Origin of the sequence: Pseudomonas sp. EYE_354, assembly GCF_023148575.1 — a bacterium.
Lineage (GTDB): Bacteria > Pseudomonadota > Gammaproteobacteria > Pseudomonadales > Pseudomonadaceae > Aquipseudomonas.
In genome coordinates this window covers 240138-265172 of sequence record NZ_JAHXNQ010000001.1, presented here as the reverse complement: position 1 = coordinate 265172, position 25035 = coordinate 240138, and the positions used below count along the sequence as shown (strand labels likewise).

At 61.0% G+C, this 25035-nt stretch carries 22 protein-coding genes, 1 other RNA gene and 1 pseudogene; 6 read left to right on the top strand and 18 right to left on the bottom strand.

Annotated elements, in window-relative coordinates; translation table 11 throughout:
- Positions 1 to 15 precede the first annotated feature (15 nt).
- Together KZX66_RS01300 and KZX66_RS01295 are read left to right on the top strand one after the other, a co-directional pair.
- A pseudogene (locus tag KZX66_RS01300) lies at positions 16 to 87 on the top strand (hypothetical protein); the annotation flags it as partial.
- Positions 88 to 172: 85 nt separating this feature from the next.
- Entirely contained in the window at positions 173 to 1669 is a 1497-nt protein-coding gene (locus KZX66_RS01295; RefSeq protein WP_248075382.1) for a sensor domain-containing diguanylate cyclase, read from the top strand.
- Positions 1670 to 1761: 92 nt separating this feature from the next.
- On the opposite strand, the gene lpxC is transcribed toward KZX66_RS01295, so the two are convergent.
- The 18 genes from lpxC to rsmI form a co-directional block, all read right to left on the bottom strand.
- Positions 1762 to 2673 (bottom strand): UDP-3-O-acyl-N-acetylglucosamine deacetylase, encoded by a 912-nt coding sequence (gene lpxC, locus KZX66_RS01290; RefSeq protein ID WP_065900836.1) that lies wholly within the window; start codon positions 2671 to 2673, stop codon positions 1762 to 1764.
- Positions 2674 to 2785: 112 nt separating this feature from the next.
- Positions 2786 to 3991, bottom strand: a complete 1206-nt coding sequence (gene ftsZ / locus KZX66_RS01285) for a cell division protein FtsZ (protein ID WP_017526184.1) — start codon at positions 3989 to 3991, stop codon at positions 2786 to 2788.
- Positions 3992 to 4123: 132 nt separating this feature from the next.
- Complete coding sequence (gene ftsA, locus KZX66_RS01280; protein WP_025855584.1) at positions 4124 to 5386, bottom strand: cell division protein FtsA; 1263 nt, start codon at positions 5384 to 5386, stop codon at positions 4124 to 4126.
- 15 nt (positions 5387 to 5401) lie between these two features.
- Positions 5402 to 6271, bottom strand: coding sequence for a cell division protein FtsQ/DivIB (locus KZX66_RS01275; protein ID WP_248075379.1), 870 nt, complete (start codon positions 6269 to 6271; stop codon positions 5402 to 5404).
- Between the two features lie 3 nt (positions 6272 to 6274).
- Positions 6275 to 7231, bottom strand: a complete 957-nt coding sequence (locus tag KZX66_RS01270; protein ID WP_248075377.1) for a D-alanine--D-alanine ligase — start codon at positions 7229 to 7231, stop codon at positions 6275 to 6277.
- Positions 7228 to 8673 carry a UDP-N-acetylmuramate--L-alanine ligase gene (gene murC / locus KZX66_RS01265; RefSeq protein WP_248075375.1) on the bottom strand — a complete coding sequence of 482 codons (1446 nt, stop codon included), beginning with the start codon at positions 8671 to 8673 and terminating at the stop codon, positions 7228 to 7230. The genes KZX66_RS01270 and murC overlap by 4 nt, the downstream gene beginning before the upstream one ends.
- Positions 8666 to 9736, bottom strand: coding sequence for an undecaprenyldiphospho-muramoylpentapeptide beta-N-acetylglucosaminyltransferase (murG, locus tag KZX66_RS01260; RefSeq protein ID WP_248075373.1), 1071 nt, complete (start codon positions 9734 to 9736; stop codon positions 8666 to 8668). Before murG ends, murC begins: the two co-directional genes overlap by 8 nt.
- Positions 9726 to 10937, bottom strand: a complete 1212-nt coding sequence (gene ftsW / locus KZX66_RS01255) for a putative lipid II flippase FtsW (RefSeq protein ID WP_248076008.1) — start codon at positions 10935 to 10937, stop codon at positions 9726 to 9728. Before ftsW ends, murG begins: the two co-directional genes overlap by 11 nt.
- An 8-nt stretch (positions 10938 to 10945) precedes the next feature.
- The gene (gene murD / locus KZX66_RS01250; RefSeq protein ID WP_248075372.1) at positions 10946 to 12292 is read right to left on the bottom strand and encodes a UDP-N-acetylmuramoyl-L-alanine--D-glutamate ligase; all 1347 of its coding nucleotides are present in this window, start codon (positions 12290 to 12292) and stop codon (positions 10946 to 10948) included.
- A gap of 6 nt (positions 12293 to 12298) precedes the next feature.
- Positions 12299 to 13381: a phospho-N-acetylmuramoyl-pentapeptide-transferase gene (gene mraY / locus KZX66_RS01245; protein WP_003171875.1), complete on the bottom strand. Its 1083-nt coding sequence runs from the start codon at positions 13379 to 13381 to the stop codon at positions 12299 to 12301.
- Positions 13381 to 14751 carry a UDP-N-acetylmuramoyl-tripeptide--D-alanyl-D-alanine ligase gene (gene murF, locus KZX66_RS01240; protein WP_248075370.1) on the bottom strand — a complete coding sequence of 457 codons (1371 nt, stop codon included), beginning with the start codon at positions 14749 to 14751 and terminating at the stop codon, positions 13381 to 13383. The genes mraY and murF overlap by 1 nt, the downstream gene beginning before the upstream one ends.
- The gene (gene murE, locus KZX66_RS01235; RefSeq protein WP_248075366.1) at positions 14744 to 16207 is read right to left on the bottom strand and encodes a UDP-N-acetylmuramoyl-L-alanyl-D-glutamate--2,6-diaminopimelate ligase; all 1464 of its coding nucleotides are present in this window, start codon (positions 16205 to 16207) and stop codon (positions 14744 to 14746) included. The genes murF and murE overlap by 8 nt, the downstream gene beginning before the upstream one ends.
- On the bottom strand, positions 16207 to 17949 hold the full coding sequence (locus KZX66_RS01230) for a penicillin-binding protein 2 (RefSeq protein WP_248076005.1): 1743 nt from the start codon (positions 17947 to 17949) through the stop codon (positions 16207 to 16209). The genes murE and KZX66_RS01230 overlap by 1 nt, the downstream gene beginning before the upstream one ends.
- Positions 17949 to 18242: a cell division protein FtsL gene (ftsL, locus tag KZX66_RS01225; protein ID WP_017738702.1), complete on the bottom strand. Its 294-nt coding sequence runs from the start codon at positions 18240 to 18242 to the stop codon at positions 17949 to 17951. Before ftsL ends, KZX66_RS01230 begins: the two co-directional genes overlap by 1 nt.
- On the bottom strand, positions 18239 to 19180 hold the full coding sequence (rsmH, locus tag KZX66_RS01220; RefSeq protein WP_248075993.1) for a 16S rRNA (cytosine(1402)-N(4))-methyltransferase RsmH: 942 nt from the start codon (positions 19178 to 19180) through the stop codon (positions 18239 to 18241). The genes ftsL and rsmH overlap by 4 nt, the downstream gene beginning before the upstream one ends.
- A 2-nt stretch (positions 19181 to 19182) precedes the next feature.
- The gene (gene mraZ, locus KZX66_RS01215) at positions 19183 to 19638 is read right to left on the bottom strand and encodes a division/cell wall cluster transcriptional repressor MraZ (RefSeq protein ID WP_003171868.1); all 456 of its coding nucleotides are present in this window, start codon (positions 19636 to 19638) and stop codon (positions 19183 to 19185) included.
- 354 nt (positions 19639 to 19992) lie between these two features.
- An RNA gene (gene rnpB / locus KZX66_RS01210) (RNase P RNA component class A) lies at positions 19993 to 20346 on the bottom strand.
- Positions 20347 to 20442: 96 nt separating this feature from the next.
- The gene (gene rsmI / locus KZX66_RS01205; RefSeq protein WP_248075364.1) at positions 20443 to 21348 is read right to left on the bottom strand and encodes a 16S rRNA (cytidine(1402)-2'-O)-methyltransferase; all 906 of its coding nucleotides are present in this window, start codon (positions 21346 to 21348) and stop codon (positions 20443 to 20445) included.
- Between the two features lie 176 nt (positions 21349 to 21524).
- Between rsmI and KZX66_RS01200 the strand changes: the two genes are divergently transcribed.
- The 4 genes from KZX66_RS01200 to KZX66_RS01185 all read left to right on the top strand — a co-directional run bounded on the left by KZX66_RS01200 (position 21525) and on the right by KZX66_RS01185 (position 24971).
- Positions 21525 to 23336 (top strand): penicillin-binding protein activator, encoded by a 1812-nt coding sequence (locus KZX66_RS01200; protein WP_248075362.1) that lies wholly within the window; start codon positions 21525 to 21527, stop codon positions 23334 to 23336.
- Complete coding sequence (locus KZX66_RS01195; RefSeq protein ID WP_248075991.1) at positions 23336 to 23707, top strand: YraN family protein; 372 nt, start codon at positions 23336 to 23338, stop codon at positions 23705 to 23707. The genes KZX66_RS01200 and KZX66_RS01195 overlap by 1 nt, the downstream gene beginning before the upstream one ends.
- A gap of 92 nt (positions 23708 to 23799) precedes the next feature.
- Positions 23800 to 24393, top strand: coding sequence for a phosphoheptose isomerase (locus tag KZX66_RS01190; RefSeq protein ID WP_007904374.1), 594 nt, complete (start codon positions 23800 to 23802; stop codon positions 24391 to 24393).
- Positions 24390 to 24971, top strand: coding sequence for a BON domain-containing protein (locus tag KZX66_RS01185; protein ID WP_248075360.1), 582 nt, complete (start codon positions 24390 to 24392; stop codon positions 24969 to 24971). The genes KZX66_RS01190 and KZX66_RS01185 overlap by 4 nt, the downstream gene beginning before the upstream one ends.
- Positions 24972 to 25035 lie beyond the last annotated feature (64 nt).

The window sequence follows — 25035 nt, the reverse complement described above, 5'->3', positions numbered from 1 at the left end:
TCGATGATGCGCGACGGTTATTCGGCGGTGGACCGCGACATGGATGAGTATCGGGTGATTGTCGACTATCCGCTGGACGTGTTCTGACCCGCGATCTTTCTTTACAGCGCAGTGTTTAATTTTCATCGGGTACAACTAAACTGCCAGTATTCACACCGCTGAAGTCTGCCCCATGAGTCAACGCCGTGCCCGTACCGTACCAGCGCACCCTGAACTGCTGTTGATTCTCGGCAGCAGCTTCACCGTCGCACTGATTGTGACCATCGTCGCGGCGTTGTTGAGCCGCGAACACACAAGCACGCTGCAAGCGGCTACGCGCTCAACCACCAATATTGCCCAACTGATCAATGCCGATGTGCTGCGTAACGTCGAGCTGTACGACCTGGCCCTGAAAGGGCTGATCACGGCGCAAAAACGTGAAGACTTGTCTCAGGTTAGCGCGGACATCCAACACCTGGTGCAGTTTGATTTAGCGGGTGCCGCGCCTTTCAAGGGTGAGGTTCTGTTGCTCGACGCCAAAGGCACGGTGATCGCAGACTCTTCGACCCTGCAACCCACGCCGCGCAACTTTGCCGACCGCGATTATTTCCAGGTCCACGCCACGAACGCTTTGGCCGGTTTATTTATCAGTCGTCCGTTCAAAATCCGTTGCGACTGCGACCAGGTATGGCGCATGGCGTTCAGTCGGCGTGTGTCCGGGCCCAACGGTGAATTTGCCGGCGTGGCGGTGGCGACCATGCGTCTGGCGTATTTCGACCAACTGTTCAGCACGTTGACGATCGGCAATGGCAGCAGCGTCAACCTCATGAACACGAAGGGCATCCTGCTGGCACAGCAGCCACTGCTCGAGCGGGACATGATCAACAAGGACCTGAGCGATCGACCCAATTTCAAACGCATACTGCGTGAAGGCGATGGCAGCTTCCAGGCCGTCTCTGCCCTCTCTGGCAAGGAGCGTTTGTATACCTTCACCAACGTCGGCGAGCTGCCGCTGATCGTGGTGGTGGCCCTCTCAAGTGACGACGTTCTGGCGCCCTGGCGACGCGCCGCGCTGCTGACCAGCGGCGCCACCGGTATCCTCTGCATCGGTTTGCTGTGGCTCACCTGGATGCTGCGCCGCGAACTGCGGCGCCGCTACCGCGCCGAACGGGTGCTGTCAGAACTGGCAGCCACCGACGCGCTGACCGGGCTGGCCAACCGCCGTATCCTTGACGAGCGCCTGCGCCTGGAATGGGACCGTGCGCAACGCTCGACGGAGCCGTTGACCGTGCTGATGATCGACGTGGACCACTTCAAGGCATTCAACGATCGCCATGGTCATCAAGGCGGCGATGAAGCCTTGCGTACGGTTGCTCAAGTGATCGGCAGCAACATCCGACGACCCGCCGATCTGGCGGCCCGCTATGGCGGGGAAGAATTTGCCGTGGTACTGCCGCATACCGGCGCCAAGGGCGCCTGGGTCATTGCCGAGCATATCCGCAACAGTGTAGAGCAGCTGCCACGGGTGGCTGGCGATGAACGGCCAATCACCGTAAGTATTGGCATGAGCACGTGGGACAAGCACGGACATACGTCGCTGGAGGCTCTGCTGCTGAGCGCCGACCGGGCGCTGTATGAGGCCAAGCACACCGGCCGTAATCGGATTGTGGGTGCGCCAACCCGGTCATGAGGCAAGCTCGCCGCAGCAAGTCATCTGAACCGCAGACATAAAAAAAGGCCACCCGAAGGCAGCCTTTAAAACTAAAGAAAGAGAGTTGTTACTTACACCGCCGCAACGGGACGCATGTAAGAGATCGGTGCGGTGCTGGCATCTTCGAAGGTCACGACTTCCCAAGCGTCTGTCTGCTCAATCAACTTTCGCAGCAGCTGGTTGTTAAGGGCGTGGCCCGACTTGAAGCCTTTGAACTCGCCTATCAGGCTATTGCCCAGCAGGTAGAGGTCACCGATTGCATCGAGGATCTTGTGCTTCACGAATTCGTCTTCGTAGCGAAGGCCGTCTTCGTTCAGTACACCATCCGCGTCGACCACAATGGCGTTTTCAACGCTGCCGCCGAGTGCGAGGTTGTGCTTGCGCAGGTACTCGATGTCACTCATGAAACCAAAGGTACGGGCGCGGCTGACTTCTTTTACGAACGAAGTGCTGGAAAAATCCACGCTTGCACTTTGGGTGCGGTCACGGAATACCGGGTGATCGAAATCGATCTCAAAGCTCACTTTAAAGCCTTCGAACGGGACGAAGGTGGCGCGCTTGTCGCCGTCTTCAACTGTCACTTCCCGCAGAATGCGAATGAACTTCTTGGCTGCGTCCTGTTCTTCCAGGCCGGCAGATTGAATCAAGAATACGAAGGGTCCAGCGCTGCCATCCATGATAGGGACTTCGGACGCGGAGAGCTCGACGTAGGCGTTATCGATGCCCAAACCGGCCATGGCCGAGAGCAAGTGCTCTACCGTGTCCACCTTGACGTCACCGTTGACCAATGTGGTCGACATAGTGGTTTCGCCAACGTTTTCCGCGCGAGCAGGAATCTGCACCGCAGGGTCCAGGTCGGCACGCACAAACACGATGCCGGTGTCGACAGGTGCAGGCTTGAGGGTCAGGTATACCTTCTCCCCGGAGTGCAGACCTACACCTGTGGCACGAATAATATTCTTCAGGGTGCGTTGTTTAATCATGGCTTGGACCGCTTCAGCGCAAATTGCGAACTGGTATCAACAAAGGCTGGCGATAATAGCAGACCAGACCTTTGCTGAACACCAATCACCTTCATAGCCCTGATACATTCCATTAATCGGCCTGACGACGCAGGAATGCCGGGATGTCCAGGTAGTCCAGATCGTCTTGCGGATTCGGGCTACGAGACGCCGCAGCACCGGCCTGAGCCTGGTTGCGCATCACGGTCGGACGGTCCAGATCACGGTAGTTCACCGACGGCAGTTCCTGGCGCGAAGGCGCTGGAGCGGCAGCCGCCTGGCTGGCGTGGCTGGCTTGGCTGTTATGCAGCGTGTTGTCGATGACCTTCACAGGCTTCTCGATTTTCGCGCCCAGACCGGTCGCAACCACGGTCACGTGCAGTTCGTCGCGCATGTCCGGGTCGATAACGGTACCGACTTTGACCATGGCGTGCTCGGAAGCGAAGGCTTCGATGATGCTACCCACGTCGGAGTACTCACCCAGGGACAGGTCAGGACCGGCGGTGATATTCACCAGAATGCCGCGTGCACCTTGCAGGTTCACATCTTCGAGCAGCGGGTTGCGGATGGCCGCTTCGGTGGCTTCGCGTGCACGGTTCGGACCGCTGGCGCAGCCGGTGCCCATCATCGCCATGCCCATTTCGCTCATCACGGTACGTACGTCGGCAAAGTCGACGTTGATCATGCCTGGGCGCTTGATGATGTCGGAGATACCACGAACGGCACCGGCCAGTACATCGTCAGCCTTGGCGAACGCGGACAGCAGGCTTGCGTCCTTGCCCAGGATGGTCAGCAGCTTCTCGTTGGGGATGGTGATCAACGAGTCGACGCTTTCAGACAGCAGACGGATGCCTTCGTCGGCGATCTGCATGCGCTTGCGGCCTTCGAACGGGAACGGACGCGTCACGACGGCAACCGTCAGGATCCCCATTTCCTTGGCCACTTCGGCAATGATCGGTGCAGCACCGGTACCGGTACCGCCGCCCATGCCGGTGGTGATGAACACCATGTTGGTGCCTTGCAGCACTTCGGCAATACGCTCGCGGTCTTCCAGAGCGGCCTGACGGCCGACTTCCGGATTGGCGCCCGCGCCGAGGCCCTTGGTCACGGCTGTGCCCAATTGCAGGATGGTCCGCGCGCCGATGCTTTTCAGCGCCTGGGCATCAGTGTTGGCGCAGATGAATTCAACGCCTTCAATGTTGCTCTTGACCATATGGTTGACAGCGTTGCCGCCGCCACCGCCGACGCCGATCACTTTAATGACCGGGCTGGCGGGGATGTTGTCTACGAGTTCGAACATGTTCCCTCTCCTTTCGTTTTCTCTAGTTTTTTCGCCTACTGCTTACATCAGCTCCAAGCTTCAAGCGATAAGCCGCAAGCCTGGAGCGCCGTACTCTTGAAGCTTGCGGCTTGTCGCTTGCCGCTAACTTCGTTAGAAGTTGCCTTTTACCCATGCCTGCAACCGCTCGAACAACGGCGCTTTGGCTTCGTCGTCGCTGCGGTAGCTGTCACGGTTACTCGGGCCCGACAGGGAAATGCCGTCGGTCTGCTTTTGCAGCCCGTACAACAGCAAGCCCACACCGGTGGAATAAATCGGGTTGCGTACCACGTCACCCAGGCCTTTGACGCCATGGGGCACGCCCAGGCGGACGGGCATGTGGAAGATTTCCTCGGCCAGTTCGACCGCGCCTTCCATCTTCGAGGTACCGCCGGTCAGCACGATGCCGGCCGGGATCAAATCTTCGTAGCCGCTGCGGCGCAGTTCAGCCTGGATCAGGGTGAACAACTCGTCGTAGCGTGGCTCGACCACTTCAGCCAGGGCCTGGCGCGACAGTTCGCGCGGTGGACGATCACCCACACTCGGCACTTTGATGGTCTCACCGGCGCCGGCCAGTTTGGCCAGGGCACAGGCGTAGCGGATCTTGATTTCTTCGGCGTACTGAGTCGGTGTGCGCAACGCCATGGCGATGTCGTTGGTCACCTGGTCGCCGGCAATCGGGATCACGGCAGTGTGACGAATCGCACCCTCGGTGAAGATCGCGATGTCGGTGGTGCCGCCGCCGATGTCCACCAGGCACACGCCCAGTTCTTTTTCGTCGTCGGTCAGCACCGAGTAGGCCGAAGCAAGCTGCTCAAGAATGATGTCGTCGATTTCCAGGCCGCAGCGGCGCACGCATTTTTCAATGTTCTGTGCGGCGTTGACGGCACAGGTCACCACGTGGACCTTGGCTTCCAGACGCACGCCCGACATGCCCAGGGGCTCGCGAACGCCTTCCTGATTATCGATCACGTAGTCCTGCGGCAGGGTGTGCAGCACGCGCTGGTCAGCCGGGATCGCCACGGCCTGGGCAGCGTCGAGCACGCGCTCAAGGTCGGCCGAACTGACTTCACGGTCGCGGATCGCCACGATGCCGTGGGAGTTCAGGCTGCGGATGTGGTTGCCCGCAACGCCGACAAATGCCGAGTGAATCCGGCAACCGGCCATCAGCTGCGCTTCTTCGATAGCGCGCTGGATCGATTGCACGGTGGACTCGATATTCACCACCACGCCCTTCTTCAGGCCCCGGGACGGATGCGTGCCAATACCGACGATCTCGATCGTGCCGTCTTCCCCGACCTCGCCCACCAGCGCCACCACCTTGGAGGTGCCGATATCGAGACCGACGATCATTTTGCCGCTTTGCACGTTTGCCATGGGTCCTGCCTCTTCTTAATTCTTCGCGACAGCGGGTTGCGCTGCCGTGGGCGCAGCCGGTTCACGCCAGCCGACGGCAAGGCCGTTGGCGTAACGCAGGTCGACGCTCGCAATGTTCGTAATCTGTTCTTTCAAGGTCTTGTCATAGATGGCGATAAAACGGCGCATCTTTTCCACCAAGCGGTCGCGTCCCAGCAACAACTGGATGCCCGGGCCGGAACTGCCTGCCCCGGTCGTCAAAAACCAGCTGCCCCGTTCACGCAGTTCCAGGCGTGCAATGGAGAAGCCCAGTGGCCGCAGCATCTGGCTCAAGGCCTGGTACTGCTGCATCACTTGCTGCTGCGCCCGCTGCGGCCCGAACAACTGCGGCAGGTGCTCGTAGTTGGCCAACTCACGCGGCGTGAACGCCTGGCCCTGGTTGTTCAACAGCGCTTCCTCGCCCCAACGGGCCACGGGCAGTTGTTCTTCCAGGCGGATCGTCACCTGATCCGGCCACACACGGCGGACTTCGGCGTGGGCGATCCACGGCATCTGTTCCAGCTCGCGACGCATCCCCGCCAGGTCGATGGTAAAAAAGCTCGCCGCCAGGAACGGGCCGATGCGCTGTTGTACCGCTTGCTGGCTGATGTAGCTCAAATCGCCCTGCACGCTGATTTTGGTAATCGGCCGATCGGCGTACGGCAGCAGACGCTGCGCGCCTTCATACGTGCCGAAGCCCAGCACCACCAATAACACCGGCCAGAACAGCGCCTTGAGGAAACCAAAGTTGGCTTTCGGCAGGCGCGCCGACATCGGCTCTTTAGCCACCATTCGGCTGGCACCCCGTGGCACCGGCTTGCGGCTCGGTGCTTGTGGGGGCTGATGACGAAGCGATGCGCCTTTCATGTCTTAGCCTCGGGACTCGATACTGGCCGCCAGAATCGCCAGCACCAATTGCTGGAAATCCAGGCCGGCCGCGCGGGCTGCCATAGGGACCAGGCTGTGGTCGGTCATGCCCGGTGCCGTGTTGACTTCCAGGAACCAGAAATTCCCTGCGTCGTCCTGCATCACGTCCGCCCGCGCCCAACCGGCGATACCCAGCGCCTCACAGGCTTTCGCCGTGAGGTCCATCAATTCCTGTTCCTTGGTTGCGTCAAGGCCACATGGGATCCGGTACTGGGTATCGGAGGCCACATACTTGGCGTCGTAGTCGTAAAACGTGTGGGGCGTGCCCAATGCGATGGGCGGCAATACCTGGCCACGCAGGGTGGCGATGGTGTACTCGGGACCCTGGATCCACTGTTCCACCAACACTTGCGAATCGTAGGTACTTGCCGCTTTCCATGCGTCGATCAATTCGGCGGCCGAGTTCACTTTGGCCATGCCGATACTGGAGCCTTCATGGGCAGGTTTGACGATCAAAGGCAGGCCCAGTTCCTCGGCTGCGGAAATACAATCGTCTTCGCTGCACAGCACGCTGTGGCGCGGGGTTGGAATGCCCAGGCTGTGCCACACCTGCTTGGTGCGCAACTTGTCCATCGCCAGTGCCGAGGCGAGGATGCCGCTGCCGGTGTAAGGGATCCCGGCACACTCCAGCAGGCCTTGCATGCTGCCGTCTTCACCGCCGCGGCCGTGAAGAATGATGAACGCACGGTCGATCTTTTCAGCCTGCAAGCGCGCGAGGAAGTCATCGCCCACTTCGATACCGAACGCATTCACACCGGCGCTTTGCAGCGCCTCAAGCACCGCGTTGCCGGACTTGAGCGATACTTCACGCTCTGCGCTCTTGCCGCCAAACAGCACGGCCACGCGACCGAAGTCGGCTGGCGCGATGGTCGAAAACAGGGAGCCGTAGTCAGTGGTCATTTCGACTTCCCCTGTGCGGCTGCGAACAACGGGCTCGCCAGCAATTTGGGGGCAAGGCCGCCGATATCGCCGGCGCCCTGGCACAACAGAATGTCGCCGGCACGCAGCAGTGGCTTGACGATGGGCGCCAGGTCCACGCCCCGTTCGATGTAGATCGGGTCCAATTGGCCACGCTGACGGATGCTGTTGCACAGCTTGCGGCTGTCGGCTCCCGGGATCGGTTCTTCACCGGCCGGGTAAACCTCCATCAGCAGCAGCACGTTGGCATCGGCCAGTACATTGACGAAGTCGTCGTACAAATCGCGGGTGCGGCTGTAGCGGTGCGGCTGGTAGACCATCACCAAACGACGCTCCGGCCAGCCACCGCGTACGGCCTTGATCACTGCAGCCACTTCGGTCGGGTGGTGACCGTAGTCGTCCACCAACATCACGTCACCGCCGTCTACCGGCAAATGGCCGTAGACCTGGAAGCGACGGCCCACACCGGCAAAGCGCGAGAGGCCTTCGACAATGGCCTCATCGCTGACGCCTTCGTCGGAGGCAATGCAGATGGTCGCCAGGGAATTCAATACGTTGTGGTTGCCCGGCATGTTCACCGACACATCCAGCGGCTCACGGTCAGGACGCAGCACGGTGAAGAAGGTTTGCATGCCTTCCTGGCGCACATTGATAGCGCGTACGTCGGCGTCTTCGCTGAAACCGTAGGTCACGGTTGGGCGCTTGACCTGCGGCAGGATCTCGCGCACCACCGGGTCGTCCAGGCACACCACGGCCAAACCGTAGAACGGCAGGTTGTGCAGGAACTCGACGAAGGTTTTCTTCAACTTGTTGAAGTCGCCGTCGTAGGTGGCCATGTGGTCTTCGTCGATGTTGGTCACGACGGCCACCAGCGGTTGCAGGTGCAGGAAGCTGGCGTCGCTCTCATCGGCTTCGGCGATCAGGTAACGGCTGGTGCCGAGCTGGGCGTTGGTGCCGGCTGCATTCAGGCGGCCACCGATCACGAACGTCGGGTCCAGGCCACCGGCGGCGAACACCGAGGCGATCAGGCTGGTGGTGGTGGTCTTGCCGTGGGTACCGGCAACGGCGATACCGTGGCGATAGCGCATCAGCTCGGCCAGCATTTCAGCGCGTGGCACCACGGGAATACGGCGCTCAAGGGCAGTGGCAACTTCCGGGTTGGAGGTGTTCACGGCACTGGATACCACCAGCACGTCAGCGTCGGCGGCGTTTTCGGAACGGTGGCCGATAAATATCTGTGCACCGAAGGACTTCAGGCGCTCGGTAACCGGCGATTCTTTCAAGTCGGAGCCGGACACCTGGTAGCCCAGGTTGAGCAGAACTTCGGCAATACCGCACATGCCCACGCCGCCGATACCGACGAAGTGGATACGACGGATACGGCGCATCTCGGGGTGCGGCATGGCTTTCTGATTCTCAACCATGGGCCACCTCCAGGCAGATATCGACCACGGTGCGGGTTGCGTCAGGTTTGGCCAGGCGGCTTGCGGTGCTCGCCATGCTGTTGAGTCGTTCCGGTTGCATCAAAACCTCGGTCAGGCGTGCGGCCAAATCGGCGGCGCCAGTCGTTCTTTGCGGCAGCAGGAAGGCAGCGCCCTCCCCGGCCAAATATTCGGCGTTGCGGGTCTGGTGATCGTCGATCGCATGGGGCAAAGGCACCAGCAAGGACGGCAGACCGGCGGCGGCCAGTTCACTGACGGTCAGCGCACCAGCGCGACAGACCACCAGGTCGGCCCAGCCATAGGCATGGGCCATGTCTTTGAAGAAAGGCTGTACGTTGGCCTCCACACCGGCTTCGCGATAACGCGTGGCGGTGATTTCATCGTGGTGCTTGCCGGCCTGATGGAAGATCTCCGGACGCAACTCCACAGGGAGTTGCGCCACGGCGTCGGGCAGCAATTTATTCAACGGTTCTGCGCCCAGGCTTCCGCCCAGGATCAGCAGATGCGCCTTGCGCCCGGTCAGGGCCTGGCGCGTGATGTCCATAAACAGCTCAGTGCGCACCGGATTGCCGGTGGTACGGCGCTTCGCCGATGCGGCAAAGGTATTCGGGAACGCTTCACACACCCGCGCGGCCAGTGGCACCAGCAGGCGGTTGGCGGTACCGGCAACGGCGTTCTGCTCGTGCACGATCACCGGCACGCCAGCGAGCCTGGCCGCCACGCCGCCAGGACCGGTCACATAACCGCCAAAGCCCAGCACGCACACCGGCTGCAACTCACGGATGACTTTGCGCGCCTGCCACACCGCTTTGAGCAACACGAACGGTGCCTTGAGCAGGGACAACTTGCCCTTGCCGCGCAGACCGGTGACGTTGATCAGGTGCAGCGCCAAGCCGGCGTTAGGCACCAGTTCGTTTTCGATGCCACGCGGTGTACCCAGCCAGTGCACGGTATACCCACGGTTCTGGAACTCCCGCGCGCAAGCCAGGGCCGGGAACACATGGCCCCCGGTGCCGCCCGCCATGATCAGCACGTTAGCGCCCATGGGTCGGCTCCTCGGCGAAGTCGCTTTCGCTGAACTCCATCTCTTCGCTGCCCAGGTGGGTTCGACTCTCCCACTCGATGCGCAGCAACAAGCCAAGACAAGCACAGCAAATCACCAACGAACTGCCGCCGTAACTGAGGAACGGCAAGGTCAGCCCCTTGGTCGGCAGCAGGCCGACGTTCACCCCGATGTTGATCAGGAACTGGCCGATCCACAGGAACGACAAGCCATACGCCACGTAAGCGGCGAAATACTGTTTGGCCTTTTCGGCCCACAGGCCGATGTACATGCCGCGTACACACACGAACACGAACAACGCCACGGTGCACAGCGAACCCACCACGCCCAGTTCTTCGGCCAATACCGAGAACACGAAGTCGGTGTGCGCCTCGGGCAGGTAGAACTGCTTCTGCACACTGTTGCCCAGGCCCACACCCAGCCACTCGCCGCGACCAAAGGCGATCAGCGCCTGGGTCAACTGGTAGCCGGAGCCGAACTGGTCGGACCAGGGGTCGGTAAAGGTGATCAAGCGCGCCATCCGGTAGGGTTGCGCCTGCACCAGAACGGTCACGGCCGCCACGGCCAACACCACCATCAAACTGAAGCGGAACAGGCCTACGCCCCCCAGGAACAACATCGCGGCAGCGGCACCCATCATCACGACGGTGGCACCAAAATCGGGCTCCATCAGCAACAGACCGGCCATGGGCAGCAGCACGATGAAGGGCTTGAAGAAGCCCATCCAGCTTTCGCGCACTTCTTTCTGACGACGCACCAGATAACCGGCCAGGTAGATCACCACGAACACCTTGGCGATTTCAGACGGCTGCACGTTGAACGCACCGAAGCCGATCCAGCGCATCGAGCCGTTCACCTCGCGGCCGATACCCGGCAGAATCACCATGATCAGCAGGCCGAACGCACCGATCAGCATCAACCAACCCAGGCGTTGCCAGGTGGCGATGGGGATCATCATGGTAACGATGCACGTGCCCAGCCCGATGATCAGGTACACCAGGTGGCGAATCATCATGTACAGGGTGTTGCCCGACTGCACGGCAGCCACTTCGGAAGACGCCGAGGTGATCATCACCAGGCCCAGGCCCAGCAACGCGAGGCAACCGGCGAGCATCGGGAAATCGAGGTCGATACCGCGACCGGTGATGATCGGCGACGGGTACGGCTTGATGATGTTTCTCAGATCAACGCTCATGCCAAGCCCTCCACGGCGCGGGCGAACAGCTGGCCGCGCTCTTCGTAGTTCTTGAACATGTCGAAGCTGGCACACGCCGGCGACAGCAGCACCGCATCCCCCGGCTGGGCCAGGGCTTTGCACTGGGCAATGGCGTCGTCCAGCGACGTGGCGCGCACTTGCAGCACGGCATCACCCAAGGCGTCGGCGATTTTGTCGGCATCACGGCCCATCAACACCACGGCGCGGCAATGCGCGGCCACCGGGGCCTTGAGGTCCTTGAAATCGGCACCTTTGCCGTCGCCACCGGCGATCAGCACCAGCTTGCCATCAATGTCGGCGCCAAGGCCTTCGATGGCGGCCAATGCGGCACCGACGTTAGTGGCCTTGGAGTCGTTGTAATAGCTGACGCCGTTCAGGTCGCGCACCCATTGGCAGCGATGTTCCAGGCCGCCGAAGGTGCGCAGGGTCGACAACATGGCGTCGAACGGCAGGCCCACGGCATGCCCCAGCGCCAATGCAGCCAAGGCGTTGGACTGGTTATGGGCGCCACGGATTTTCAACTCGCGCACAGGCATCAGATTCTGGAATTCGAAGGCCAGGTATTTCTCGCCGTTCTCTTCGCGAATGCCGAAGCCCTTGAAGTCCGGTTTGCCCAGGCCGAAGGTCCAGCAGGGCAGGCCTTCACCCATCAACGGACGGCTAAGGGCGTCCTGACGGTTGACCACCACCTGCTTGGCGCCGCGGAAGATCCGATGCTTGGCCAAATGGTAGGCGGGCAAGCCGCTGTAGCGGTCCATGTGGTCTTCGCTGACGTTCAGCACGGTGGCTACTTCAGCGCCCAGGTCGTGGGTGGTCTCGAGCTGGAAGCTCGACAGCTCCATCACGTACAGCTCGACGTCATCGCTGAGCAGATCCAGCGCCGGCGTGCCGAGATTGCCGCCCACGGCCACACGCTTGCCGGCCGCAACCGCCATCTCGCCGACCAAGGTGGTCACGGTGCTTTTTGCGTTGGAACCGCTGATGGCCACGATCGGCGCCTTCGCGTTACGGGCGAACAGGTCGATATCGCCGGACAGCTTCACGCCGCGCGCCGCCGCCGCTTGCAGGGCCGGTGTGGCCAGGGCCAGGCCGGGGCTCACGTAGAGCTCGTCGGCACGGCACAGAAACTCGACATCCAGCTCGCCACAACGCACTTCCACGTGCGGGTAGTCACGGCGCAGCGTGACCAGCTCCGGTGGATTTTCCCGCGTATCGGCCACGGCAAACGACGTGCCCCGGTTCGCCAGGAAGCGAACCAGGGACATGCCGCTCTTGCCGAGGCCGACAACGATGCGGAAGTGGTCTGAAGCGATCAGGGACACTCGTTTCTACCTCAGTTTCAGGGTGGCAAGGCCGACCAGTACCAGAATCACGGTGATAATCCAGAAACGGACAATCACGCGTGGCTCAGGCCAGCCCTTGAGTTCAAAGTGGTGGTGAATCGGCGCCATGCGGAACACGCGGCGCCCGGTCAACTTGAAGGATGCCACCTGGATGACCACCGACAGGGTTTCCATCACGAACACGCCGCCCATGATGAACAACACGATTTCCTGACGAACGATCACCGCGATGGTGCCCAGGGCCGCGCCCAGCGCCAGAGCGCCGACGTCACCCATAAAGACTTGCGCCGGGTAGGTGTTGAACCACAAAAAGCCCAGGCCCGCACCAATCAGCGCACCGCAGAACACAATCAGCTCGCCCGCGCCCGGCACGTAAGGGATCAGCAGGTATTCGGCGAATTTCACGTTACCCGACAGGTAGCAGAAGATACCGAGCGCACCGCCCACCATCACCGTCGGCATGATCGCCAGGCCGTCGAGGCCGTCGGTCAGGTTCACCGCGTTGCTGGAGCCGACGATCACGAAGTAGGTCAACACCACGAAGCCAATCCCCAGGGGGATGCTGGCGTCCTTGAGCATCGGGATGATCAACGTGGTTTCCACGGCGCTTGGCGCGGTGGTGTACAGGAAGATCGCGGCGGCAAGGCCGAACACCGACTGCCAGAAGTACTTCCAGCGGCTCGGCAGGCCCTTGGAGTTCTTCTCGATCACTTTGCGGTAGTCATCCACCCAACCGATGGCGCCGAACAGCAAGGTCACCAGCAACACCACCCACACGTAGCGGTTATGCAGGTCGGCCCACAGCAAGGTGCTGATGCCGATGGACGACAGGATCAGCGCGCCGCCCATGGTCGGCGTACCGGACTTGGACAGGTGCGACTGCGGGCCGTCATTGCGCACCGATTGACCAATTTGCAGGTTCTGCAGGGTGCGGATCATCCACGGCCCTAAAAACAGCGACAAAGACAGCGCGGTCAGCACACCCAGGATCCCGCGCAGGGTCAGGTACTGAAAGACCGCGAAGCCTTTGTGGAACTGTTGCAGATACTCAGCCAGCAGCAGCAGCATTAATGTTTCTCCGTACTTGAGCCACACAAGGCTGCGACGACGTTTTCCATCACCGCGCTGCGCGATCCCTTGATCAAAATGGTTGTGTGTGTGTCGTGTTCGGCGACCGTCAGCGCCTGAATCAGCTCGGCCTGGGTGGCGAAATGCTGCGCACCGGGGCCGAAGGCGTTGACGGCATGCGCCATGTTCGTGCCAACCGCGTAGAGGGCGTCGACTTTACCGGCGGCATACGCGCCGACTTCGCGGTGGCCTTGTTCAGCCCAGTCGCCTAACTCGCCGATATCGCCCAGGACCAGCACCTTGCGCCCGTCAAACCCTTTGAGCAGGTCGACCGCGGCGTTGATGGAGGACGGGTTGGCGTTATAGGTGTCGTCGATCACGCGCATGCCGTTGGTGGCCAATTGCGCCACGGTGCGCCCTTTGACAGGCTGGACCGCACCCAGCCCTGTCGCGATGCCGAACAGCGACACGCCAAGGGCGTAAGCGGCAGCGGCAGCGGCCAAGGCGTTCGCCACGTTATGGTGACCCAACAGGTTCAGTTGCACCTGCTCACTGCCCTGCGGGGTGTGCAAGGTGAAGGACGGGCAACCACGGGCATCGACGCTGATGTCGGACGCATGGAAATCGGCCGCAGCGTTCAGCACGGCAAACGTCAGGACCTTGCGCCCGGCGGCGCGTACACGCCAGGTTTCGAAGGCCTTGTCATCCAGATTCAATACCGCCGTGCCCGACGCTGCGAGGCCTTCAAGGATTTCACCCTTGGCTTCGACGATCTTGTCCGGGCCACCGAACTCGCCGACATGGGCGGTACCCGCGTTGTTGATGATCGCAACGTGGGGCTTGGTCAACGCCACGGTGTAGGCGATTTCGCCGATGCGCGAAGCCCCAAGCTCGATCACCGCCGCCGTGTGTTCCGGGGCCAGTTCGAGCAGGGTCAGCGGAGCGCCGAAATCATTGTTCAGGTTGCCACGGGTCGCGAGCACCGGGCCGCGTGTACGCAGTACCCCGGCGAGCAGCTCCTTGACCGTGGTCTTGCCGCTGGAACCGGTGACGGCGGCAACGGGCTTGTCGAACGCGGCACGGTTCAACGCGCCCAGTTGACCGAGGGCCAGACGGGTATCGGTGACCAGCAGTTGCGGCAACGCACAGTCCGCCACTTCACGCTCGACCAACGCGCCGACGGCACCTTTGGCGGCAACCTCGTTGAGGTAATCGTGACCGTCGAAACGCGGCCCCGTCAGGGCAACAAACAGCTGCCCGGGTTTGATCGCACGGCTGTCGATACTCACGCCGCCAAAGCTGCAATCGCTCGACAGGATGCGGGCCGACAGGGACGGGGCCAGTTCGCTGAACGTCATCGCCTTAAGCATGGGCAACCTCCCAGGCGGTCAGGGCCCGATCGGCCTCGATCAGGTCGGAGAAGGCATGGCGCTCGCCGTTGATTTCCTGGTAGTCCTCATGCCCTTTGCCGGCCAGCACCACCACATCGTCAGCGCTGGCGCCGGCGATCAATTGGGCGATGGCGGCACCGCGACCGGCAACAAACGTGGCCTTGGACACGTCTTTAAAGCCGGCGCGGATGTCGTCGAAAATCTGGCGCGGGTCTTCACTGCGCGGGTTGTCATCGGTGACGAGCACGCCATCGGCCAGGCGCTCGACGATCTCGGCCATCAACGGGCGCTTGCCGCGGTCACGATCACCGCCGCAACCGAACAGGCACAGCAGCTTGCCCTTGGCATGAGGACGCAGGGCTTCGAGGACTTTTTCCAGGGCGTCCGGGGTGTGGGCGTAATCGACCACTACCAACGGCTGCGTGCCGCCCCCCAGGCGCTGCATGCGACCGGCGGGCCCTTCCAGCTTCGGCAGGACCTTGAGGATTTCGTCGAGGGCGTAATCCAGACCGAGCAGCGCGCCGATGGCGGCGAGAACGTTGCTCAGGTTGAAACGACCGAGCAGGGTACTGCGCAGGTGGTGTTCGCCCTGGGGCGTGACCAACGTGGCACGTACGCCTTCGTCATTGAATTGGGCTTGGCGGCAATACAGGTACGCGCTGGAATCCAGCAGGCTATAACTGATCAGCCGGGCTTCGCTGTCTTGGGCAGCCAGTTGGCAGCCGAATTCGTCATCCAGGTTCACCACCCGGCACTTCAGGTCATTCCAGGCAAACAGCTTGGCCTTGGCGGCGGCGTAGGCTTCCATGGTGCCGTGGTAATCCAGATGATCGCGCGACAGGTTGGTCATCACGGCCACGTCAAACGCCAGCGCCGTGACACGGCCCTGGTCCAGGCCGTGGGAGGACACTTCCATGGCAACGGCCTTGGCACCGGCCTTTTTCAGGTCGGCCAGAGTCGCCTGCACGGCAATCGGGTTCGGCGTGGTGTGCAGGCCGCTTTGCAACGCGCCATAAAAGCCGGTGCCCAGGGTGCCGACGATGCCGCAATGCTGGCCCAACAGGTCAAGAGCCTGGGCGACCAGTTGGGTCACGCTGGTTTTGCCGTTGGTACCGGTCACGCCCACCAGGTTGAGGTGGCGGCTCGGTTCGCCATAAAAACGCCCGGCGATGTCCGACAATTGCTTAGTCAGGCCCTTGACCGGAATCAATGGCACGTCGGTAATCGGCAGCACCGTGGCGCCTTCGGCCTCATAGGCTACCGCGGCCGCACCGCGCTGCAACGCATCGGCAATATGCGCACGGCCATCGACTTTGCCGCCCGGCACGGCCAGGAATAGGTCGCCGGGGCGCACATTACGGCTGTCCAGGGTCAACTCGCGAATCAGCAGATCGCGGCCGGCGTGAGCAAAAATCTTGTTCAAACTAAGAGACATCAGCCGCGCCCTCCGTTGGCTTTGACTGCAGCAACCGGTGGTCCGGCGTTCGCTTGTTCGGTCGGCGGCAGGTTGTCCGGCGTGACGTTCATCAAGCGCAGGGTGCCGGACATCACTTTGCTGAACACCGGCGCCGAGACCAGGCCACCGAAGTAACCGGCTTTGCTCGGCTCATCGATGACAACGACGATGGCATAGCGTGGATCGCTCATCGGTCCGAAGCCGGCGAACAGCGAACGGTAGGAGTTTTCGGCATAGCCCTTGGTACCCACCGATGTCTTACGGGCGGTACCGGACTTGCCTGCAACGTGGTACGCCGGCACCTGGGCACGGAACACACCCCGTGGTGCTTCGATCACTTGTTGCAGCATGCCTTGCATGGTCTTGGCGACGTTTTCCGGAATCACCTGGGTGGCTTTCGGCGCTTCGTCGACGTGGATGAGGCTCAAGGGAACCATGCGGCCATTGTTGGCCAGCACCGAGAACGCATGGGCCAACTGGATCGCGGTCACGGACAGGCCGTAGCCGTAGGAAAGCGTGGCGGTTTCGGCTTTTTTCCAGTCGCGGTAGTTCGGCAGGTTGCCGACGCGCTCGCCCGGGAAGTCGAGGCCGGTGGGTTGGCCAAGGCCGATTTTTTGCGCCAGGTGGTAGATGGTTTCGCCGCCGATATCGAAGGCAACCTTACTCATGCCAACGTTACTGGAGTTGATCAGGATACCTGTCAGATCCAGCACCGGACCTTCGGTGCGCGATACGTCACGAATGGTGTATTTACCCAACTGCAAGGTGCCCGGATACACCTCGACCTTGTCGCTGGGTTTCCAGCGCCCGGTTTCCAGGGCAGCACTCATGGAGATGGCTTTCATGGTCGAACCCGGCTCGAACACGTCGATCATTGCGCGGTTACGCATCATCGCCGGCTGCAGGTTACGGCGGTTGTTCGGGTTGTAGGTCGGCTGGTTGACCATGGCCAGGATCTCGCCGGTCTTCACGTCCATGATCACCAGGCTTCCGGCCTTGGCGCCATTCTCGATGATCGCGTTGCGCAGCTCGCGGTTGGCCAGGTATTGCAGGCGCAGGTCAATCGACAACGCCAAGGGCTTACCGGCCTTGGCGTTTTTGGTGACTTGGACATCCTTGATCAGTCTGCCACGCCGATCCTTGATGACTTGTCGCTTGCCGGGCACCCCGGCCAGCCATTCGTCGTAGGCCAGTTCCACACCTTCGCGACCGTGGTCGTCAATGTCGGTAAAGCCGACCATGTGGGCGGTGGTTTCACCGGCCGGGTAGAAACGACGGAATTCCTCAATGCCATAGACACCGGGGACTTTAAGATCGAGCACTTGCTGGCCCTGTTCCGGGGTCAGGCCGCGAACCAGGTAGATGAATTCTTTATTGGCCTGGGCTTGCAGGCGCTCGGCCAAGGCCTTCGGGTCTTGCCCAAGGGCGGCGGCAAGGGCCGGCCAGCGATCCTTGGCCGCTTGCAGTTCCTTGGCGTTGGCCCACAGGGTGGTGACCGGCGTACTGACGGCCAGTGGCTCACCGTTACGGTCGGTGATCAGGCCGCGGTGCGCAGGAATGGGGATATGACGCAGGCTGCGGGCGTCGCCCTGGCCGATCAGGAAGTCGCGGTTGACCACTTGCAGGTCGACGATCCGCCAGGCGATCGCACCCACCATCAATGCCAGCAAGCCGAGCATCAGACGGAAACGCCATGGGTAGAGTGCACCCTCAAGTTTCATCATGGCGCCACCATGCGAACTTCGGCCGCGCCCGGGATGTGCATTTTCAGCTGTTCTGTGGCCAGCACTTCGATACGGCTATGGGCCGTCCAGGTGCTTTGCTCAAGGATCAAACGACCCCACTCCGCCTGCGCCTTGTCGCGCACGCTCAGCTCCCCGTACAGGGTGTTGAGTAACTGGCGGTTGTAGTGGGCGCTGTAGGACACCGCGATTGCGGAGACCAATACGCCGACGTACAGCAGCATCATAAAGAAGCTGCCGCCCGGCAGGGGTTTGGCGAAAAGCTTGCTCACCGCAACTTCTCCGCGACGCGCATGACGGCGCTACGGGAGCGTGGGTTGGCCTTCAGTTCAGTTTCGGAAGCGAACTGCGCTTTGCCATGGATTTTGATTTTCGGCACAAACGCTTCGAAACGTACCGGCAGGTTGCGCGGCAGGTTATCGGATTCGCCCTTGACCAGGCGGCGCATGAACAGTTTGACGATGCGGTCTTCCAGGGAGTGGAAGCTGATCACCACCAGGCGACCGCCCACTTCCAGCGCCTCAAGGGCCGCCTCAAGGCCAGCCTCCAGGTCGCCCAATTCGTTGTTGACGTGGATACGCAGCCCCTGGAACGCACGGGTTGCCGGGTTCTTACCCTTTTCCCATGCAGGGTTGGCGACCTTGAGCACCTCGGCCAGGTCGGCGGTGCGCTCGAACGGCTGGATCTCGCGACGCTCGACCACCGCGCGGGCCATACGGCCGGCGAAGCGTTCTTCGCCGTATTCCTTGAAAACGCGAGCGATTTCTTCCACCGGCGCGGTGGCGATGAACTGTGCAGCACTGACACCACGAGTGGGGTCCATGCGCATATCGAGCGGGCCGTCGTTCATGAAACTGAAGCCACGCTCAGGGTCATCGAGCTGTGGCGAGGACACGCCCAAGTCGAGCAAAACCCCGGCCACCTTGCCCGCCATGCCGCGCTCGGCCACTTCGGCGCCCAGCTCGGCAAAGCTGCGCTGCACAACGACAAAGCGGCCGTCTTCGGCCGCTAGCGCTTGCCCGGTGGCAATCGCTTGGGGGTCCTTGTCGAACCCGAGGAGCTTGCCGTCGGGCCCGAGCCGGCTGAGGATCAAGCGGCTATGCCCGCCCCTGCCGAACGTGCCATCCAAATAGCAGCCATCCGCGCGTACGGCGAGAGCCTCAACGGCTTCGTCAAGCAGTACGGTGATGTGGTTAAAGCCGCTATCAATAGTCACAGGATCAAATCACGCAGTTCATCAGGCATAGCGCCCGGTTGTTGAATAGCAGCCAGGTCTGCTGCAGAAACAGCATCCCAGGCATCTTCGTCCCACAATTGGAACTTGTTCAGTTGACCGACCAGCATCGCGCGCTTATCGAGCTTGGCGTATTCGCGCAAACGCGGCGGCACCAGGAAACGACCGCTGCCATCGAGCTCGAGGTCGACGGCATTACCAATCAGCAAACGCTGCAGACGGCGGTTTTCTTCACGCAATGAAGGCAGGGCACGCAACTTGGTTTCAATCAACTCCCACTCATCGAGGGGGTAAACACATAAACAAGGGTCAACGGCGTCAATCGTGATGATTAACTGTCCGGAACTTCGCGAAATGAGCTCGTCACGATACCGGCTCGGCATGGCGAGACGGCCTTTTGCATCGAGACTGATAGCGTTAGCTCCGCGAAACACAGATGCGTTTCTCCAATTTTTAGCGTTTTACGTTCAAAAAACCCACTTTGTGCCACTTTCCGCCACTTGCGCACACTATAGGAATGCGCCCACCACACCGTCAAGGCACGGATTCAAGGAAAAGCCTTACAGAACGGAGATTTAGGAGCGTAAAGGGAGGAGAAACCAGAGTTCCGCGATGTTTTTGACCCAGCAAGCGCAAGCAGCTCAAAGCGCTACGACTCAAAGTTAAAGTGATTTATTAAGAGTAAGATTTTTTTGGTATTACGAAGATGCATCTGCCAATGATTTGGCAGGGAGGGATTCTTGCGTTACTACCAGGTTTCTGCCCGAGGCTCGAGCAGAAGGAAAAAGGTGGAGAGTCGATCTGTAAGCCGGGTTCTGTCTTGAACAGTCATTCGTCTACGATGGCCATCACTGGACATCTTTAGCAACCTACCCGGTCCCAGCGCGGGCCACGCCTTGGGACCCTATTTGGTCTTGCTCCAAGTGGGGTTTACCTAGCCACGAACTGTTGCCAGACGTGCGGTGCGCTCTTACCGCACCTTTTCACCCTTACCGGCACCGAAGTGCTTAGGCGGTTATTTTCTGTGGCACTTTCCGTAGGCTCACGCCTCCCAGGCATTACCTGGCACTTCGCCCTATGGAGCCCGGACTTTCCTCCCCCCCCTAATTTTCATAGAGGGCAGCGACTGTCCAATCGACTCTCCGCCGCGCAGGTTAACGGCACGGCGGCCTCAGGACAAGTATTAAAAGTGCAGCATTGCCATCACGCTTAGACGCAATACCGCTATAACCCCGGAACTATTCGGCGTTCTGTTTATCCAGCGCCACCTGATACAACACATTCTTGCGCACGCCGGTAATTTCCGCCGCGAGGGCCGCCGCACGCTTGAGGGGCATCTCTTTGAGCAGCAGGTCCAGGACACGCATGGCTTCGCTGCCGACCGCGTCTTCAGCTTCCGGCGCCGTCCAGCCTGCTACCAGCACCACGCACTCACCGCGCTGCTGATTACTGTCGCCCTCGACAAACGCGCGCAGTTCTTGCAGCGGCAGCCCCTTGAGGGTCTCAAAGGTTTTGGTCAACTCACGCGCCAACAACGCCAGACGCTCGCCACCGAACACCAGCTCCATGTCCTGCAGACATTCCAGGATGCGGTGTGGCGCCTCGTAAAAAATCAATGTGCGCGGTTCTTCCTTCACGGCTTGAAGACGCGCGCGACGCCCAACCGCCTTCGCCGGCAGAAAACCTTCGAAAATAAACCGATCAGACGGCAGCCCTGCCGCAGACAGCGCAGCAATCAACGCGCACGCCCCCGGAACAGGCACTACATTGATGCCTGCAGCCCGCGCCTGGCGAACCAAGTGATAGCCGGGATCGGAGATCAGCGGCGTGCCCGCATCGGAAATCAACGCCACATCGTCACCAGCCAGCAGGCGCAGGATAAAACGACTGCCTTCTTCGCGTTCATTGTGCTCGTGACAGGCGGCGAGTGGCGTACTGATACCAAAATGCTGCATCAATCGCTGGGAGTGCCGGGTATCTTCGGCAGCGATCAACTTGACGTCACGCAACACCTTCAGCGCGCGGGCACTGATGTCGTCCAGGTTGCCAATGGGCGTCGCCACGACAAAAAGCGAGCCTGCAGTGGAATTCAAAGGACCTGGAGCAGTCAAAACGCACACCTCGATGGTTGGCAAAAGCCACATTGTAGCGCGTAGGCGCCTTGAAAATATGCCATCACGGCCGATGCCTTATCGACCGCTGAGAAATAAAAGCAACAATTGCACGACCTAAATCGACGGTTTTACGCCAGTAACATCGCGCCTGGGCCAGTGCTTGGGTACAATTCCACGCTAATTTGATCGGTATCAGGAACACTTACATGATCGCTTGCCTGCGGCTGCTCTCCGCCCTCTGCCTCGCTGCCTTACTGGCCGCTTGCGCCAGCTCGCCCTCGTCCAGCCTTGGCGACCTTCCACGGACCCCGGACGCCAGTATCGAGCAACTGCTCGAACAGGCCACTACCGCCAAAACGCCGGAAAAGGCCGCATTACTGCGCCTGAGTGCGGCTGACATGGCCTACAAACAGAATAACCCTGGCCGCTCGTCGCAAATTCTTGCGCAGGTGCCCCTGGACGCCCTCAAGCCCGCGGCGCAAGTGTTTGCCAGCACCCTGGCCGCCGAACTCGCCATGGCACGCAACCAGCCCAAGGCAGCGTTGACGGCGTTGAACCACCCGAGCCTGCAAAGCCTCAAGGAGTTGCCGCCGGAACAGCAACTGCGCACCGGCAGCGTACATGCCCGCGCTTATGAAGCCGATGGCCAGACCCTGGCCGCTGCCCGCGAGCGTGTCGCCATGGCGCCCTTGCTCACCGGCGATGCGGCCAAAAGCAACCACGACGCCATCTGGGCTTTGATTGCCGCGCTGCCTGCTGAACAGCTACAGGCCACCGGCAGCCCGGTCCTGGACGGCTGGATCACCCTGGCTCAGGCAGTCAAAGGCGCCGGCACCCTGGAACAGCAACAGGCGGCGATCGACACCTGGCGCGCGCAGAACCCGGCCCATCCGGCTGCGCTGCAACTGCCGACACCGCTGATCAAACTCAAGGAACTGGCCAGCCAGCCCCTGACCAAAATCGCCCTGCTGCTGCCACAAGAAGGCCCGCTGGCCGCTGTCGGCAAAGCGTTGCGCGAAGGTTTCATGGCGGCTCACTACCAGGCTGAACAAGCTGGACAGAAGCCGCCGGTCATCGAGTTCTACGACAGCTCGCGCTTGACCTCCATCGACGACTTCTACGCCAAGGCCCAGGCCGCCGGCGTGCAGTTGGTGGTCGGCCCGCTGGAGAAGCCGCTGGTCAAACAACTCAGTGCGCGCCCTCAGTTGCCTATCACCACCCTGGCGCTGAACTACAGCGAGACTGATCAAAGCCCCGCGCAACTGTTCCAGTTCGGCCTGGCAGCAGAAGACGAAGCCCGCGAAGTCTCGCGCCGTGCCCGTGCCGATGGCCTGCACCGCGCAGCCGCGATGGTGCCGCGTGGCGAATGGGGCGAGCGTGTCTACAAGGCCTTCCGCCAGGATTGGGAAGCCAATGGCGGTACCGTGGTCGGCGTCGAGTATGTCGATCAGCCGGTCGCCCTGGCCCAGCAGATTGCCGACCTGTTCCAACTGCGTAAAAGCGAAGGTCGCGCCAAGAGCCTGCAAAACACCGTGGGCACTGACGTAGCCGCGCAACCGTCGCGTCGTCAGGACATCGAATTCATCTTCCTGGCCGTTACTCCGCAACTGGCTCAACAGATCAAGCCGACCCTGAACTTCCAATACGCCGGTGACGTACCGGTGTACGCGACCTCCCACGTGTTCAGTGCCAGCGGCGACAAGAACCAGTACCTGGACATGACCAACGTGATGTTCTGTGAAACCCCTTGGCTGCTCAACACCACCGACCCGCTGCGTAACCAGGTTGCGGCCCAATGGCCTCAGGCCAATGGCAGCCTCGGTCGCCTGTATGCGATGGGTGTCGACGCCTACCGCCTGGCACCGCGCCTGGGTCAACTCAAGGCATTGCCGGATACGCGGATAGACGGCCTTTCGGGCAACTTGGGCGTCAGTGGTAACCAGCGCGTTGATCGTCAGATGCCATGGGCGAAATTCGTCGGTGGCGAGATCCAACGCCTGCCGGACACGCCGCGCTGATGCCCGAGCGGTCCAGCGCGCAGAGCGGCAAGGATGCCGAACTGCAAGCACTGAACCACCTGCAACAACAGGGTCTGCGCCTTCTGGCGCAGAACTGGTTGTGTAAACGCGGCGAGCTTGATCTGGTCATGCTTGACGGCGATACAGTAGTATTCGTCGAAGTCCGCTACAGAAAACACGCACAATGGGGTGGCGCGCTCGCCAGTATTGATGAGCGCAAGCGTCAAAAGTTGATACTCGCCGCGCAGTTTTTCCTGCAAAAAGAGCATCGCTGGGCCGACTTCCCCTGCCGTTTCGACGTGGTCGCCATAGAAAGCACACCGTCAGGCAAAGCCGATCTGAACTGGCTGCAAAATGCCTTCGACAGCTGATTCGCCAGGCATCTTCACCCCACACTTTTGCTCTTTGCTTTGCGGGCTGCACATTCCTGTGCCGAACAGCCGCGCTACTTAAGGTCACACAGATGGACATGCAATCCCGAATTCGCCAGCTTTTCCAGGCCAGCATCGACACCAAGCAACAGGCGATGGACGTACTTGCACCGCACATCGAGCAAGCCAGTCAGGTGATGGTCAATGCCTTGCTCAATGAAGGCAAAATGCTTTCGTGCGGCAACGGCGGTTCGGCCGGCGATGCCCAGCATTTTTCGTCCGAGCTGCTCAACCGCTTCGAACGTGAGCGTCCGAGCCTGCCGGCGATCGCCTTGACCACCGACTCGTCGACGATCACCTCGATCGCCAACGACTACAGCTATAACGAAATCTTCTCCAAGCAGATCCGCGCCCTGGGCCAACCGGGCGATGTGCTGCTGGCGATTTCAACCAGCGGCAACTCGGCGAATATTATTCAAGCGATCCAGGCCGCACATGATCGAGAAATGATTGTCGTAGCATTGACCGGACGCGATGGTGGCGGCATGGCTTCGCTGCTGTTGCCCGAAGATGTGGAGATTCGCGTTCCGGCCAACGTCACTGCACGTATTCAGGAAGTCCACCTGCTGGCGATCCACTGCCTGTGCGATCTGATCGACAGCCAACTGTTTGGGAGTGAAGAATGACCGTTAACCGCCTCGGCCTCTTGGCCATTACGTTGTGCCTCGGCATCAGCGGCTGCAGCACGGCGATCACCGCGACACGTGACACCCCTATTCAGGATGACAAGGGCACCCGCACCTTCGGCAGCAAGATCGACGACTCGCTGATCGAAACCAAGGTTGAGGTCAACATCGCCAAGGCCGCCACGGACTTGGGCAATGGCGCCTCACGCATCGTCGTGACCAGCTTCAACGGTGTGGTGCTGCTGGCCGGTCAAACGCCGCGCGCCGACCTCAAGGCCCAGGCTGAACAAGCCGCCGCCTCGGTGCAGCGAGTCAAGAAGGTGCACAACGAACTGCAGGTGATGGAGCCGATCACCCTGCTGGCCATCAGCAATGACGCCCTGCTCACCACCAAGATCAAGGCGCAGATGCTGACTGACAACGCCATTCCCGGCTCGCGCATCAAAGTCGTCACCGACAACGGTATCGTCTACCTGATGGGCTTGCTGACCCAGGCAGAAGCCACCCGCGCCGCCAACTTGGTGCAGGGCGTGTCCGGCGTACAAAAGATCGTGAAGGTGTTCGAATACATCGACTGATGTAAGCGACAGCCACAAAAAAGGGCGCCGTGCATGACTTGCACGGCGCCCTTTTTAGTGGGCG